Source organism: Corynebacterium riegelii (genome assembly GCF_001263755.1).
Classification (GTDB): domain Bacteria; phylum Actinomycetota; class Actinomycetes; order Mycobacteriales; family Mycobacteriaceae; genus Corynebacterium; species Corynebacterium riegelii.
The window spans coordinates 2110620-2126506 of the sequence record NZ_CP012342.1; the positions used below are offsets into that span (position 1 = coordinate 2110620).

Here is a 15887-nt window from a genome sequence, read left to right on the forward strand (position 1 = left end):
TTCATTCACAACCATCCATCAAGAAAGAAAGAAGCTATGTCTTCAACATCAAACACTGCTGAGCTAACCAGCATCTCAGTTACGCCGCCAAGTTACCGGCATGACCCTTCAGCCCGCATCCGCGCCATCAATTGGAATCGGGTGAGCGATGAGAAGGATCTTGAAGTGTGGAACCGCCTCACCGCCAACTTTTGGTTGCCAGAAAAGGTTCCACTTTCAAACGATCTCCCGGCGTGGCAGAGGATGACACCGGAGGAACGCAACCTCACCATGCGGGTGTTCACGGGACTCACCACCCTGGACACCGTCCAGGCCACTGTGGGCGAAATCTGTCAGATCCAAGATGCCCGCACCGAGCACGAGGAGGCCGTGTATACCAACATCGCCTTCATGCAATCAGTCCATGCCCGTTCTTACTCTTCAGTGTTTTCTACTTTGAGCAGTACGAAAGAAATTGATGAGGCATACCGCTGGGCGGTGAATAATGACCTTCTCCAGGCACGCGCCAAAAAAGTGCTCACTCATTATTTTGGACCCGATCCACTCAAGCGCAAAGTGTCATCGACGCTGCTTTCCTCGCTGCTTCTCTACGCGGGTTTCTATCTTCCCCTGCATTTTTCCGTCCACGCCACCCTGACAAATACGGCAGACATGATTCGCCTCATTCTGCGTGACAAGGCAGTGCACGGTTACTACTCAGGCTACAAGTACCAGCGCGGACTGGAAACGTCTGCTCCACAACGGCAACAGGAGATGCATGATTTCACTATTTCCTTGCTCGAAGAGCTTTATGCCCTAGAGCTGGATTATTCCGGCGAGCTATATGAGCCGTTGGGGCTCATGGATGATGTAGCTGTATTCGTTCGCTATAACGCCAATAAGGCGCTCATGAATTTGGGCTACCCGGACTACTTCCCACCTGAAGAAACGGAAGTGAACCCGGAAATCCTCGCTGCCCTAGCACCTGGAGCAGATGAAAACCATGACTTCTTCTCCGGCTCCGGTTCCTCCTATGTCATTGGCACCGCTGAAGAAACGAGTGATGATGACTGGGATTTCTAAACCGTTTCCACGACCAGACCAAGGAAGCTGGCTTGAGACCATCGCGCTGTTTGAAGCCATCCGCGAAGGAAACCAACCAGCAGCCATGCGGCTTTTGGATACGTCCGCCGCACGGGAGGCCGTCCTCGGGGGACTGTTAGGACTCATCGAACTGTACTTCCGCCATGAAGAAGACAAAGTGGATAACTTTCTTACTGCCGCCCACGCCGCCGGGCCACCGCCTGCCTTTGGCTGCAAGCCTTTTCTCCCTTGATCGCACGTACCTACGCCCAACTAAGAAGAAAGGACTTCCTATGACCACCCCACGCATTAGTGTTATCGTCGGCAGCCTTCGCCGCGGCTCATTTGCGCGCAAGATTGCACACGAAGTGCTCACAATGATCCCTGAAAACTACCAGGCAGACATCGTTGAAATCCGTGACTTGCCGCTCTATGACTTCGACTACGATGACCCCTCGGTCACGGACAAGCCCATTCCAGCTGAGTACACCACTTTCCGCGACACCATCAAGAACTCGAGCGGCGTCCTCTTTGTTACCCCGGAAAATAACCGTACTATCCCTGCCTGTCTCAAGAATGCAGTGGACATCGGTTCCAAGCCCAACTCGGATGTGGCTTGGAAGAACCTTCCCGCAGGTATCATCAGTCACTCTGTAGGCCGCATGGGCGGCTACAGTTCACAGAAGAACCTCCGGCTCGCCCTGTCCTACTTCGATATGCCGCTTCCTGGTCAGCCCGAGGTATTCCTTGGCCAATCCCCCACCCTCTTCGAAGACTCCGGCCATCTCAATGAAGGCACCGCAGGCTTTGTCAAAGACTACGTTATACGCTTCCTGCAGTTGGTCGACATGACATTAACAGCCAAGCACAGCTAGCGACGGCGACTAACCCTAGCCACCGCCCTCTACGAAGTACTTGAAGGCGTCTAAAGGGCCTTCTCAAAGACACAAACCCCGGATTCACACTCATCCTTGAGTTACCTGAATCTGAACCCAGGACGCTTCAAAAAACACCGCTCTAATTCTTCGATTTTCGCTGAATTAGAGCGGTTTTAGCGCTGTCGCTGGACACTGACCCTGGCGACATCCTGTTAGGCCGCTACTGGGGTGTCATGATTCCGGTGGACGGTGAAACCCACCGATCTGGAAGGATTAAATCATGCCACGTAAGTATTCGGATCAGTTTCGTCAGCAGTGCATTGATGAGGTGTTGATGTTCGGCAAGACCCGTGGTGCCGTGGCCCAGGAGTACGGGGTGTCGTCCTCGTCGTTGGGACGCTGGGTGGACAAAGCCGAAGGCACCTTGGGTACTGGTTCCGGCAGCCACATGCGCGCTGCTGATGCCGCGTCGCAGGACCCGGCAGAGATGGCAAAGCGGATCAAAGAGCTCGAGCGTGAAAACGAGTTTTTAAAAAAAGCGGCCGCCTTCTTCGCCACGGAGCACACCACGAGGACCTCTTCGCGGTAATTGCCCACTTCCACGAAGAAGGCAACCCCTGCCCCTGCTACCCAGTGTCAATGATGTGCCGTGTGTTGGAAGTATCTAGCTCCGGCTATTACGCTTGGCGCAAGCGTAGAGATACTCCGCCGGCCGGTGGCACACCGCGGGCGAAACGCGCGGCGATTGCCGATCTGGTTATCGATATCTTCAACGAGCACAACGGTTTTGCCGGGGCGCGCACTATCTACCGGCAGCTTCAGGCCCAAAACGTTGCAACCACGCTGTATGCGGTGCGAAAGATCATGGCTGACAACACGCTGCACACCAAGTACCGTCGCGCGTTTAAACGCACCACGATCCAAGACCCGCAGGCGAGCGCACGTGCTGATCTGCTTCGGCGCCGTTTCTACCCAGCGATGCCGACAACCTATCTGTGCGGCGACATCACCTACCTGCGCACCGCGCAGGGGTGGATGTATCTGGCCGTCGTGATCGATCTGAGCACACGGATGGTTGTCGGGTGGCAGATCGCAGACCGGATGAGTGCGCAACTTGTCGTCGACGCGCTGACCATGGCGCACGCGGCCGGTTTCGTCGCGGGCAACGCGGTGTTTCACTCCGACCGCGGCTCGCAGTACACCTCGAAGCAGTTCGCGCAAACAGCCAAGAAACTCGATGTGCGTTTAAGCACCGGCGCGGTCGGTGTGTGCTGGGACAACGCGGTTGCGGAGTCGATGTTTTCCACGTTGAAGCTGCATCTGCTGTACGAAAAGAAGCAGTTCGCGTCGAAGTTCGACGCCCGCTACGAAGTCGGACACTGGATCGAGGCGTACTACAACCGCCGCCGCATCCACTCCACCACCGGGCTGATCCCCGCCGAAGCAATGAGCCAATTCAAAACCCGCTGCGCCGACACACACACCGCCGCAGCCTAACCCCCACAACCAAACACAACGGGTTTACCCGTCCACAAAATTTGACACAGCCCACACCATTTACCTATATGGGTGTGTCGGCAATTGTCGGTGGCGATTAAGGCAGTTGGTACCGCGAGTACGCGTCGTTGGTATCGGTGTTCCGCGTACCTGGTACTGCAAGGGGGGGGTCCCAGAAGTCTTCAACTGCTACCAAATACTCGCTAAGCGCTACCAGATAGTCACGACCCTGCTGCTCTATCTCCGGTCGCAAACAGATCCAGCAGGCATGGAGTTTCTTCAGGACCTGTACCTGGCAGATGTGCGGGCGTTTTGTTGATTGCTTAACAACTCTGATCGCTGCTGCGACACTGCGACAACGTATCAGCTGTGAGTGTGAAACCTAAACTTGTGACACGAACGGTTCGGGTAGCGTCTTTTCGTCTTGCCCGAATCAGTACCAACTAGCTGGATCTGACAATTCCACGCCCCGAGCGGGTCGCCGCCACGTGCGCCAAGGTGTGAAGCAGCAGGTGTACCCAAGGTGGCGAACATCCTGGAACTATCAGCCGAGGCAGTTACTCTTTGTCAGTCTGATGTAGGTGCTAGATGCTTGGGAGGGGTGTCGGACATTGAACAAAGCGACATCCCCCGGGGGTAACGTGATCGTTGTGGCTTGTGCAACGCTGCCTCAGGGAGTAGCCTCGAACTCATTACGACTAGCCGACCTTTCCGTATGGGAAGGCGGCTAGTTTTATATGTGTGGATGAAAAAACGTTAAGAGGATATCGGGGTTAAGCGACAAAATGTGTGCTTTTCTCGGCGTGTCGACTTAAGTGACAAAATGTGTGCTTTTTTGGGGGTTGGAATGGGCCGGGCCCGGGGTGCTGTGCTGGGGTTATGTTCGTCCTGCCCAGCCGTGTCGGATGGCCCAGGAGGGGTTGAAGTCGGTGTCGATGCCGGTGTCGTAGACTTTCGGCCGGCCGTCGGGTGAGTTGGCTTGGTCGCGTTGACGCATGTGTGCCTGGCGGGCGTGTGCGTAGCCTTTGCGGCCGAAGTCTTGCTCGATTGCTAGTGCCAGCGGGTCATCGTGGTGCTGGGTGTGCAGATAGAGCCACCAGTCCATGATGATTCGTTGGTGTTCGTCAAATGTGCCGCGGTGGGCTCGGGCAAGGTGTTTCAGTTGTGCGTTTATGCCGCCTTCCAGGCTGTTTGTGGTGGTCTTTAGCTCGGTTGTGGTGTGTTTTGGTGGGTTGAGCCAGACGAAGAGGTGGCCTTGTTGGTAGAGGCGCTCGAATCGGCGGTAGGCTCTGCGGGCTCTGGGGTGGGTGTACCACCATTGCTGGTTGTCGCGAACGTGTTTTGGGATCTTTTCGGCGGCGACTTGGTTGCGGTAGGTGCGGTCTTTGAGCCAGTCGCCGTAGTGGTCGTGAAAGCGGTTGAGGCGAAGTGCCCAGTCAATTGCCTGGTCACGGGTGGTGATGTGGGTTAGCTGGTTGCCGAGGCGTAGTAGTGCTTTGTGGGCGGTAAGTGTTGGTTGGCGTGTGGTGTCTTTGATGGTGTCGCGGCGTACGTGGACGAGGCAGCGTTGGATAGAGGCGTTTGGCCAGCATTGTTTGATGGCCTTGTTTGCGCCACCGGAGCCGTCTGTGGTCACGACTAGGGGTTCGGCGATCAGGTCGAAGAGTTTGGCGTAGTCGTAGGCGGTTTCTCGTGTGCACCAGTGCCAGGCGACGACGTGGTCGCTGGTTGCAGCGACAAGCAGGCATTTTTTGTGGAAGTAGGTGCCGTCAATAAACAGCTGGTCGTAGACGCGGTACGGGTCTGGTTTGCACGGGACGATGATGAACCAGAAATAGGTAAACCAACGGATAAGTGTGCGCCTGGAGACGTTGTGTGCAGCAGCCACAGCATCGAGGGGGCGCTGGCCGGTGATCCAGTCGATGAAGATGGCAAACCGGTATGCGTTGGTCTTAGCCGAGTTGGGGTTGGTGAAGGTGTACCCGCAGTGTGTGCAGCGCCATCGCTGTTTTCCGCTGGAGGTGGTGCCCATTTTTGTGCTGGAGTGCTGACATGCCGGGCACAGGGGTCTATTGCGTTTTCTCTTTCTGTGTTGAGTTGGCATGCAGGCTGGTTTAACAGCCTGTGTCCCTAGCACATCTCATGGCTGGAGTGGTGGAGCATCAATCCCAGGGCCTTCAATCCCGATTCATCGAGCATTATCCCGCCGTATCCCCAGGCAGTACCGGGAATCCTTAGCCGAAAAAGCACACATTTTGTCACTTAACCCGGATATCGGCTAAGTAGTTACGCGAAACCATATTTTTTCGTTGATGAGCAGCTGGCGAAGTTATACGGTCACGGACTGGACATTGAAGACTACGAGTTAGCAAAAGCAACTTTAAGAAAAATCGGTTACTTTCGCTTCGCGGGGTACGCGTACTTTTTCAAAACCAACGGTGCATTTCGTGAAGGTACAACTTTTGCTCAAGTGGTTGACCTCTATCGGTTCGACGAGCTGATGCGAAACAAGCTGATCGAAGGTCTCGAAATGATCGAAGTCTGGTTGAGATCACAGCTAAGTAACCGGCTTGGTTTCTACCACCCGTTTGCGCACAGAATCCCTGTCCATTTGCGTAAAAACGTATCTATATGGACAGCATCTCAAAAGGTTATTAAGCAGTCCAAACATATTGAATGGATTGCGGATTATTCGCGTGAAGAGCGGCGAAGTCAGGGAGATTTCGTTCAACACTTCCGCAGCAAATATGGGCCACACCTCCCAGTATGGGCGGCTACGGAAATCATGACTTTGGGTACTATCTGCAGGCTCTTTGATCTGCTGCACGAAGAAGACAGGGCGCTTATCGCCGCTCGGGCTGGGATTGTGAACCCAGATGGAAAAGGCGATCAAGCAACCTTTTCAAGCTGGCTGAACCACTTCCGTTATCTCCGTAACGTTTGTGCTCACTATGGGCGGGTTTGGAACAAGGTGTTTGACACGACGCTAGCAGCACCCAAAGGGGCAATTGATGGTCTGTCGGACTTTAAGACTTTGCCGCACAAGCTCTATAAAACGATCGCAGCTATCCGTTTCATATTTACTCGGGTCTATCCGGATTCTCAGTGGTCGGATGAAATGTTGGAGCTTATTGAGGCTTATACGCACCAAAGCAATATTCCAATGCACGCAATGGGCTTTCCGGTGGATTGGAGGGAGCGGCCAATATGGAACGGTGCGGTTCCACCTGATCTAGAAGCCTGCCTTCTTATTGACTGCGTGAACCAGGTTGAATGCGTTACGCAGGCCAGACTGCTTGAGACCGTCTTTCCTGATAGGAACGAGAAGGGGAAGAAGGATTTCCTGAGGTATCTGAGGGACAGGAAGGGAATCTTCCTCCACGAGGTCGGAGGGACGAAATACTATCCGGTTTTCCAATTCAATGAGGATCTCACTGGTATTGATTCCAATGTTGGAAATGTAAACGAAATCCTTATTACCAAGTTCGTTGGAAGCACGCATGGCATACAGCTTGTTCAAGATTGGTGGGCCAACGGGCAAAGTATCCCAGGGCTTGGTGTGGCACCTATGAAGAAAGTGAAGGAATCACCGGAGCTTGTCTTCGAGGCAGCACAAAAGTTGGTTGCCAATTGAGTGTCTTCGGACGGCTGTGTCAGGTTGCTATGTCGGCCGTGAAGCCTGATTAGAGTTGTTCCCGTGTCCACCCTCATTCCCGTCCACGCATCGGAGCACGTCCTTGATGGTGTGTCCGAGTACCTCGCCACCGCGTTTTCGCTGAAGAACCCGGAGACGTCCAACGCCCTCAAAGCGTTTTTGGAAGACACAGAGCGGGGTATGTTTCACGGCCCGTACGTGCGGGTGCGTCTGCCCTACGCGCGTGCCCTGGGGTGGGACGGCATCTTGGACTGGATGCCCACCCGCTTTGCCTTCACGCCGTACCACCACCAGGCAGAAGCGTTCCGGAGGTTGAGGAGTTCGGACGGTGGTGGGGAGAGGCGTCCACAAGCAACGCTCGTGATCACAGGCACCGGCTCCGGTAAGACGGAATCCTTCCTGTACCCCGTGCTGGACCACGCAGCACGCACACGCGCACAAGGCCGCACCGGCGTAAAGGCGCTGCTGCTCTACCCCATGAACGCACTGGCCAATGACCAGGCAGATCGCCTGGCCAAGCTGATCACTAGCGAGCCAGGCCTGGCCGGTGTCACAGCCGGCATCTACACGGGTGAGGCTAAGGGCAACGTAAAGAAGGTAACTGAGCACTCGCTGATCAATAATCCAGATGAGATGCGGCTCAACCCCCCAGACATCCTGTTGACTAACTACAAGATGTTGGACCAGCTGCTGCTTCGCCCGGCAGACCGTGAGATCTGGGAGAAATCCGCAACATCGTTGCAGTACCTGGTGTTGGATGAGTTCCACACGTATGACGGTGCGCAGGGCACAGATGTGGCGCTGTTGCTGCGCAGACTAGGACTCATGCTCAAAACCCACCAGCCGGAAGGGTTTTTGGGCGAGTACGAACAAAACCCGCTTGGCAGGGTCACGCCGGTGGCAACGTCCGCAACCCTGGGCGGTGAGGGCGACCAGGAGAAGGTGCTGAACTTCGCGGCCACCATCTTTGGTGAAACGTTCACGCCAGACGCCGTGGTGGGCGAGCGCACGCTGAGCTACCAGGACTGGGTGGCAGAACTCGCGGAAGCCTACGGTGCGCACCCGGTGCAGCCGTACCCGGACATTGAGCAGCTGCGCACCGTGGTGGAAACCATCCAGCAAGACACCTCGGGTCGCGACCACGCGGATGTGGTGCTGGACGTGTTTCGTACCCAGCTGTGGGGCGCAGGTGAGAGCCTGGAAGAAACCATCGCGGCGTACGCGGTACACCCGCTGACCCAAGCGCTGCTGGAGCAAGCAAACACGGCAAAGCCGCTGATCAACCGTGAAGGCGAGCAGGAAGACACCCTGCCGCTGTTGGTGCTGGGCCCGATTGTAGAGCGCTCTTTAGGCACCGAAGTGGCCCGTGAATTCATTACCCACCTGCTCACCGCGGTGGCGCACCTGCGCGCGAAAGCCGGCGAGAAGTACCGCTTTGAGGGCAAGCGCCTGCCGGGCGTGGAAACGCACCTGTGGCTGCGTGAAGTCTCCCGCATTGAGCGCACCGTAACCCCCAATGACACCGGAGACATCTTCCGCTTCGCCGATGACGGCCACCTGGTCTGGGACGAAGCCGGGGTGTGGCTGCCCGCCATCTACTGCCGTGAGTGCGGACGCGCCGGGTGGATGGCCGCGATGGAACCGGGCACCGATGCAGTGGTGCTCAACGGTGCCGAGATCCGCCATGCGTCATTCAATGCCCGTGAGAGGACCAGGCCGCTTATCGACGCCACGACGGAGCACCGCCGCGCCACCGCCGAAGGCGTGCCGTGGTCTGCCATGAGTGATGACGAAGGCAAGCGCACCATGATGTGGTTCCACACCGAAACCCGGAGCTTAAGCACCGCGGACCCCAGCGAGGAAGACCTGGCGGAAGGTAAATCGGTGCCGGTGCTGACCTACTCCGGTCTTGGCGCGGAGGATTACGCGCGCGACCAGGTCTGCCCGTCCTGTGGTGGTACGGACACGATCCGCTACATCGGTTCACGCGTGGCAACGCTGCTCTCAGTTGGCCTGTCCAACCTCTTCGGCATGCCGGAGCTGGACCAGAACGAGAAGAAGACCCTGGTCTTCGCGGACTCGGTGCAGGATGCAGCACACCGCGCAGGCTTTGTGCAGTCGCGTGCGCGTGCCTTTGGCATTCGTACGTTGATGCGCAGTGTGGTCACACGTGCGGGGTTGGATGAGGGGGGTGAGGTGACCGTAGCAACGCTGCCGCACCGCATCCTCCAGCAGGCGGACGCGGACGCGGACCCGGCGCGCGCCCGCTTCGAGCTGCTGCCGCCGGAGCTTGCAGAGACCCCAACGTTTGCACCGTTTTGGATGAAGGATGCCCCCGATGCGGAGCGCAGGCGCGCAACCACGGCGGTGCTCAACCGCCTGGAGCTTGATGCGGCGCTGGAGTTTGGTCAGCGTGCGCACTTGCCGCGCTCCTTGGTGTCCACGGGTGCGTTGGCATCGTCGGTGCAGGTTGAAGACCAGGTGCTGTTGGATGCTGCGGAGGCGGCGCTGCGCAAGGTTGATGCTGGCCTGTTTGAGCTCAAGGACGCGTCCTCGCCAGAGGTTCGGTTGCGGTGGATGCGTGGGCTTCTAGAGCAGGTGCGTGAGCGCGGCGGCATCACCACGACGCTTTTGCAGAAGTACCTGCAGGATGACGCCAACTCTTGGCGCCTGCACAACCGTTTTGCCAAAGCGGAAGGCGTACCGAGCTTTCCCAAGGGTGGCGCGCCGGAGTTCCCACGCGCAGGCGCCGCGCTAGATGAAAAAGATCGCGGCATCACCCCGCTTGGCAGCCCGCGCGGGCGCTACGCACGCTGGACGTCGAAAATGTTGGGCATTTCCACCCATGACGCCACCACTGCGCTTACCAACGTGTTTAAGGAACTCGCCAACGCCGGTGTCATGGAGGCGATCACCACCGGCACGGGTGGCACCATCTACGCACTCAAACCGAAACAGGTGGTGGTGCGGTTTGAAAACCACGCGCGCTCCCTAAGGTGTGGGGTGTGTCATGGAACGTTGGGCGCAGATAAGCAAACAAGCCCCCTGCTTGCCGGGATGCCGTGCCCAACGCCTGGCTGCCTGGGTGAGCTGGAGCCTACGGACATTGAGCCGAACTACTACTCACGGCTGTACACCTCCACCACCCCGCGAGCGGTGGTCGCGCGCGAGCACACCGGGCTGATACCCAAGGATGAACGCCTGGCGCTGGAGCGCACATTCCGCGGCGCGGAAACCGCACCGAACGCGCCGAATGTGCTGGTGGCAACACCAACGCTGGAGATGGGTATTGATATTGGAGACCTGTCTACCGTCATGCTGGCGTCTCTGCCCAAGTCTGTTGCCAACTACGTGCAGCGTGTGGGGCGCGCCGGGCGTTTGACCGGCAACTCGCTGGTGCTGGCGTTTGTGCAAGGCCGCGGCACGACACTGCCCAAGCTGAACAAACCGCTGTCCATGATCGCGGGATCCGTTGTACCGCCGGCGGCGTTTTTGTCCGCCACCGAGATCCTGCACCGGCAGATCACCGCGTATTTGGTGGACACGTTGGACTTCGCCGCGGAGGGCCTGCAGGTGAAGGACGCAACTAGCGTGTTCAGCACCAAGCGCAGGTCTCTTGTAGAGGTGCTGGCAGAAGACATCGCCGCGGGCGTAGACGAGCGCGTAGATGCGTACCTAGCCACTGTTGATGATGCGGTGGATGAGGTGTCGCTTACCGGTGTTCGCGAGTGGGCCACGGGCCTTGGGCCGGAGTCTTTGGTTGGTGAGCTCAAGCGCACCCAAGAGCTGTGGGACAGCGAAGTGAAGATGATGACCGCGCGCTTCGACGTACTGCAGGACCGGATGATCCAGCTGGAGGCCAAGGCGGACCCGAATGCGGGCACCGAAAACGCCGATGCGGAGCTGGAGCGTGAGAAGCGCAGCACCAAGGCGGCGCTCAAGCGCACACAGCGCGACATCAGCGAGATCCTGCTTAAGGAATACTGGATTTCCTCCATGGAGCGCTACGGCTTGCTGCCAAACTTCACGCTTCTGGATGATTCGGTGGAGCTTGCCGTGGTGGTCTCCCAACTCAACCCGTCCACGCTGCAGATTGATCCGGAAACCTTCGAGCTCTCCCGCGGCGTGTCCTCGGCGCTGATGGAGCTCGCGCCGGGCAACACCTTCTACGCCCGCGGCATCGCAGCCACCGTGGATGCGGTGGAGATGGGCCACAACGGCGGCGACATTGAGCAGTGGCGCCTCTGCCGCGCCTGCTCCTATGGCGAGCGCGTCACCGAAGGCGCAACGCCTGCCGCCTGTCCGGTCTGCGGCGACGCCGGCTTTGCTGACAAGGGCCAAGTGCTGGATTCGGTTCGCATGCGAAGGGTCTCGGCGGAGGTTGATAGGGCTAGATCGCTTATCGACGGCACCCATGAAGAACGCACCCGCCTCAACTACATCACCACCCTGAGCTTCGCCGTACCCGAAGGCGGACACGGCGGCCGATGGTTCACCTCCCTCGGCTTTGGTGCGCAGTACCTGCGCTACGTGAACTTGAGCTGGTTCAACCTGGGCCGCGGCCCCAGTGCAAAGAGGATCTACGCCAACCGGGAAACGGACGCTCCCCTGTTCACGGTGTGCAACTACTGCGGGCACCTAGATTCCCAGAAGGGGTCTAACTCCAAGTGGGACCACAGGCCGTGGTGCCCGAAGCGCAACGCCAGCGAGGAAGAGACCGTGACCGTGGCGCTATCACGCACGCTGCAAACCCAGGGCGTGCTGCTGCACGTTCCGGTGCAGCTGACCGCGGGCGATAACTCCACCATCCCGAGTTTGACCGCGGCGATCAAGCTTGGCTTCAAGGAAGATTTGGGCGGTGAGCCGGAGCACCTCAGCGTGGTCACGGTGCGTGTGCCGGATGACAAGGGCGACACCGTTGATGCGTTGTTGATGCATGACAGCGTGCCTGGCGGTACCGGCTACCTTTCCCAGTTCGCCTCGCCTGAAGATGTACGCCGACTCCTGGAGAAGGCGTTCACCCGCGTGAAGAACTGCTCATGTGCGGGCGATGAGCGCCTAGCCTGCCCGGACTGCCTGTTGCCGTACACGCAGGGAAGCCAGCTGGAGGTCACTTCACGTGCCGCGGCGGAGCGTGTCTTGCGGGCCATCTTGGCCGACCAAGACCACCCGGCCGCAGACCTTGACCCGTTAAGCGTGACCTGGGAGACCCAAACCGAAGCACCGGTGCGCGATAGCGCCTCCAACCTGGAGGTCCGCTTCCGCGAGATCCTGCGCCAGGCGCTGGAAAACCGCCACGCCACCGTCAAGGACATCCCCAACGCTGGCCAGGTGGAATGGCTGATCACCTTCACTGACGGTGAGGAGTGGAAGATGCGTGAGCAGGTGGACAAGGGCTACACCAAGCCAGACTTCTTGTTTACCCACCGCACCAAGGCAAACGTGCGCCCGGTGGCGGTGTTTACGGATGGCGCGGCGTTCCACATCAGCCAAGCGCACTACCGCTTCCCGGATGACATGGCCAAGCGCAACCGTCTGCACTATGAGGAGTCCTGGTTGCCATGGAACGTTACGGATGCAGACATCACCTGGTTTGAAGACGAGCAAAAGCAGGTTGACCAGAAGCCGGCGTGGGCGAAGATAAAGAAATTCCCTAGCTATGAGGGCTTTGGTAACGAGGCCTGGAAGTTTCTCACCTCCTCCCCCGTCTCCCAACTGTTGGAGTACTTGGCCGGGCCGGAGAAGGCCACGTACCGCATGGCTGACCAGGCGCTGATGCGACTGCTTATTGGCAAGTCAAAGGCACGCAGCATCCCGGGCGGTGCGCATGTGACCTTCCGCGACCAGATCCATCTGCGCTGCGCGTTTTTGGAGCAGCAGCTGCACCCCAAGCGCGCCTACGTGGAGGCACCCAACGCCGGTTCCATTACTGATGAGAACTGGCGCGACTTCCTGCGTTTTGCCAACATCTGGTGGCTCTCCGATGCTCCTGTGCTCATTGCCACCACCGCGGAAGATGAGGGCGCGGTTGCTGTGGAGCCGGCCGAGGTTCCTGCAGCGGTATCCCCGGATGCCGACGCTGTGGCCGACGAGGTCCCCGAGGCCTGGGCCGAAGCGATCGAGGAGTTTGAGGACGAATCCAGAGTGCTCGCCGCCCTGCAACTGCTGGCGCGAGCCGGTGCGGAAGCCACCGAAGACATTGGTGAGGAAGTGGGTTCGCTGCCCACCGCCGTATCCTGGCCAGATCGCAAGATTGCACTGCTGATGCAGCATGACGCGTCCTACGCACAAGCCGAGGACACCCTGCGTGATCAGGGTTGGACGTTGATGTATCCAGATACACTCAGCGAGCAAACAATTCCGGCAGCGTTGCTGGGTAAGGGTGATTAACACATGACACAGATGGTGACGTTTAGCTTCTACAGCGGCCTGCGTTTAGACGGGGCGCTGCACAAACCCGTCATGAACTTCCTGCAGAAGCTTGCAGAAGATCCCACCAACCCGTCGCTGCGCATCAAGACGCTTAGCAACGCGGTGGACAAGCGCGTGCGCACCGGCCGCGTCAATGACCAGTTCCGTGCGGTGCTCTTTGAGATTCGCGACGCAGAAACGCACCACTTCGTCCTCGTCGACGTTGACTCCCACGACGAAGGCAACGCCAAAGCCGAACGCCTCGACCCTGCGCGCCTTCGCCTGACTGTCAACCCCGTCAACGGCCTGACCCAGCTCATCCAGGAAGACGCACCCGCCGCTGACACGGCTGCTGCCGAGAGCACCTCCGAGGCCAAGGCGAAAGCCGCAGCCGAAGCCGCCGAGAAGCTGGCCGCAAAGCAGCAAGAGCAGGCGCGACACCTTTCGGAGGCGGATGGGGTGGATGCGGTCGTCGCAGAGAAGCCAAAGGCCCCGCCGCGCACCGAGATGGAGCACAACGGCTACACCCCGGCCAGCCTGTACGAAGAGCTCGGTGTGGACCAGGCGCTGCTGAAGGCTGTGTGGCGCGCCGAGTCTGAGGCAGAGCTTCAGTTGCTTCTGAACGCCCGGCCGACCTGGGAACACGACGCCATCCTCGGCCTTGTAGCCGGCTACACCGTCGACGAAGTGCGCGACTCCCTGGGACTGAAGAAGCTAGAGCCCGGCGCGGTGGAACAATCCGGTGCCGACGAAGACACACTCCTGCTTGCCGGCCTGCGCCAACCCGCAGCCGAACTGGACTTCGCCTACGTGGATGACGTGGATACCGAATCCCTACGCGCCGTGATCAGTCTTGGCGATTTCGACCAGTGGCGTGTGTTCATCCACCCAGAGCAACGCCGCATGGCGGAAGGCGCACGCAACGGCTCCGCGCGTGTCTTCGGTGGCGCCGGCACCGGCAAGACCGTGGTTGCCGTGCACCGCGCGAACAACCTGGCGCGCCGGGAGGTGTCGAACCAGCCCGCCGGTGAGAAGGCGCCGCGCATCCTGCTAACCACTTACACCAAAGGTCTTGCGCAGGGGCTGAAACACCAGCTGGATACGTTGAACCCGCATCACCCTGCGGCGGAGTCACTTGGTCAGCCCGGTATTTGGGTGGACAACGTGGACGCCGCGGTACGCCAGGTGTTGACGTCCGCCGCACCACACGAAGTGGAGGCCGCCACCAAACGCGTCCTGGGCCTGGGTGCGCCGCGCGTGCGCCCCTACCTTGAGCGCGACGCTGAACAGGTCTGGGAGACCGCACTGGAAGCCGCCAGCGATGACCTGCCTCGCTCCATTGCAAACCTCACGTTCCTGCAGCAGGAGTACGAGGGCGTGGTCCTTGCCGGACAGGTGACGTCGCTTGCGGAATACCTCAAGATCGCACGCACCGGCCGCGGCACGCCGCTAAACCGGAAGCAGCGCAAGCTGGTGTGGGCGGTTATGGAATCCGTCATGCAAACCCAAGCGGTGGACGGGCAGTTGTTCTGGCCCACCATGAGCGCCGTTGGCGCCGAAGTGTTGAACGTGCGCGTGGAAAACGGCGGCGGGTACACGTTTGATCACGTGGTGGTTGATGAGGCTCAGGATTTCAACGTCGGCCACTGGCGATTCCTGCGTGCCTGCGTTGCAACCGGCCCCAACGACGTCTTTATTGCGGAGGACTCCCACCAGCGCATCTACGGCCAACCGCTGACCTTGTCACGTTTTGGCATTGCTACGCGAGGCCGCTCTCAACGCCTCACCCTGAACTACCGCACCACCAAGCAGAACTTGGAATATGCGCTGCGCATCCTGCTTGGTGAAGACGGCCTGGCGTACCTGGATGGCGAAGGCGATAACGACTCCGTCCGCGGCTACCGCTCCGCCCGCACAGGACCGGATCCGTACCTTGTGCGTGTGAATTCCGAGGCGCAAGAATTCGACGTTGCCGCCCACTTCATTTCTAAGTGGATGGACTCGGAGCGCGACGTGCATATTGGCGTGATGTGCCGTACGCGCGGTCAGATCTCCCGCGTTGTCTCCGGTCTTGCGGACCACGGCATTGACGCTGTGGCCACCCGCAACGCCGAGCGTGCTACGCCTGAGCAGGTGTCCGTGATGACCATGCACGGCGCCAAAGGCATGGAATTTACCCACGTCTTGCTCATGGGTGTGGGCAAGGAATTGATGCCGTTGCGCTTCCGTCTCAAGGACCTTTCTGAGGAAGACGCCCGCGAGGCCCTCCAACGCGAACGTTCCTTGCTATACGTGGCTGCTTCAAGGGCCCGCGACGAACTGGTCATCACCTCCACCGGTGAACCCTCCGAGTTGCTGCCGCCGAATCTGCCATAGGCGTTGGC

The 15887-nt window shown here is 59.1% G+C and carries 8 protein-coding genes and 1 pseudogene; 8 read left to right on the forward strand and 1 reads right to left on the reverse strand.

The genetic code is table 11. The features are described from left to right. Positions 1–36 precede the first annotated feature (36 nt). The 5 genes and pseudogenes from nrdF to AK829_RS12575 all read left to right on the forward strand — a co-directional run. Positions 37–1062 (forward strand): class 1b ribonucleoside-diphosphate reductase subunit beta, encoded by a 1026-nt coding sequence (nrdF, locus tag AK829_RS10140; protein WP_034666259.1) that lies wholly within the window; start codon positions 37–39, stop codon positions 1060–1062. Next, positions 1046–1315, forward strand: coding sequence for a hypothetical protein (locus tag AK829_RS12570; RefSeq protein ID WP_034666257.1), 270 nt, complete (start codon positions 1046–1048; stop codon positions 1313–1315). Before nrdF ends, AK829_RS12570 begins: the two co-directional genes overlap by 17 nt. A 40-nt stretch (positions 1316–1355) precedes the next feature. Next, positions 1356–1937 carry an NADPH-dependent FMN reductase gene (locus AK829_RS10145; RefSeq protein WP_022862715.1) on the forward strand — a complete coding sequence of 194 codons (582 nt, stop codon included), beginning with the start codon at positions 1356–1358 and terminating at the stop codon, positions 1935–1937. 337 nt (positions 1938–2274) lie between these two features. Next, positions 2275–2529: a transposase gene (locus tag AK829_RS10150; RefSeq protein WP_232305817.1), complete on the forward strand. Its 255-nt coding sequence runs from the start codon at positions 2275–2277 to the stop codon at positions 2527–2529. Continuing rightward, positions 2523–3437 (forward strand): annotated as a pseudogene (locus tag AK829_RS12575) (IS3 family transposase); the annotation flags it as partial. The gene AK829_RS10150 and the pseudogene AK829_RS12575, both read left to right, overlap by 7 nt. A gap of 877 nt (positions 3438–4314) precedes the next feature. On the opposite strand, the gene AK829_RS10160 reads toward AK829_RS12575, so the two are convergent. Then, on the reverse strand, positions 4315–5541 hold the full coding sequence (locus AK829_RS10160) for an IS1249 family transposase (protein ID WP_083439789.1): 1227 nt from the start codon (positions 5539–5541) through the stop codon (positions 4315–4317). 285 nt (positions 5542–5826) lie between these two features. Here AK829_RS10160 and AK829_RS10165 point away from each other — a divergent pair, with 285 nt between their 5' ends. From AK829_RS10165 to AK829_RS10175, 3 genes are all read left to right on the forward strand, one after another. After that, positions 5827–7071 carry an Abi family protein gene (locus AK829_RS10165; RefSeq protein ID WP_232305818.1) on the forward strand — a complete coding sequence of 415 codons (1245 nt, stop codon included), beginning with the start codon at positions 5827–5829 and terminating at the stop codon, positions 7069–7071. 63 nt (positions 7072–7134) lie between these two features. Continuing rightward, on the forward strand, positions 7135–13482 hold the full coding sequence (locus AK829_RS10170; RefSeq protein WP_052205724.1) for a DEAD/DEAH box helicase: 6348 nt from the start codon (positions 7135–7137) through the stop codon (positions 13480–13482). A 3-nt stretch (positions 13483–13485) separates the two neighbouring features. Further along, on the forward strand, positions 13486–15879 hold the full coding sequence (locus AK829_RS10175) for a 3'-5' exonuclease (RefSeq protein WP_232305728.1): 2394 nt from the start codon (positions 13486–13488) through the stop codon (positions 15877–15879). Positions 15880–15887: the final 8 nt, after the last annotated feature.

Excerpts from the sequence above, each read along its gene's own strand:
- nrdF (WP_034666259.1), top strand. The coding sequence starts at position 37 with ATGTCTTCAACATCAAACACTGCTGAGCTAACCAGCATCTCAGTTACG.
- AK829_RS12570 (WP_034666257.1), top strand. The coding sequence starts at position 1,046 with ATGACTGGGATTTCTAAACCGTTTCCACGACCAGACCAAGGAAGCTGG.
- AK829_RS10145 (WP_022862715.1), top strand. The coding sequence starts at position 1,356 with ATGACCACCCCACGCATTAGTGTTATCGTCGGCAGCCTTCGCCGCGGC.
- AK829_RS10150 (WP_232305817.1), top strand. The coding sequence starts at position 2,275 with ATGTTCGGCAAGACCCGTGGTGCCGTGGCCCAGGAGTACGGGGTGTCG.
- AK829_RS10160 (WP_083439789.1), bottom strand. The coding sequence starts at position 5,541 with ATGCCAACTCAACACAGAAAGAGAAAACGCAATAGACCCCTGTGCCCG.
- AK829_RS10175 (WP_232305728.1), top strand. The coding sequence starts at position 13,486 with ATGACACAGATGGTGACGTTTAGCTTCTACAGCGGCCTGCGTTTAGAC.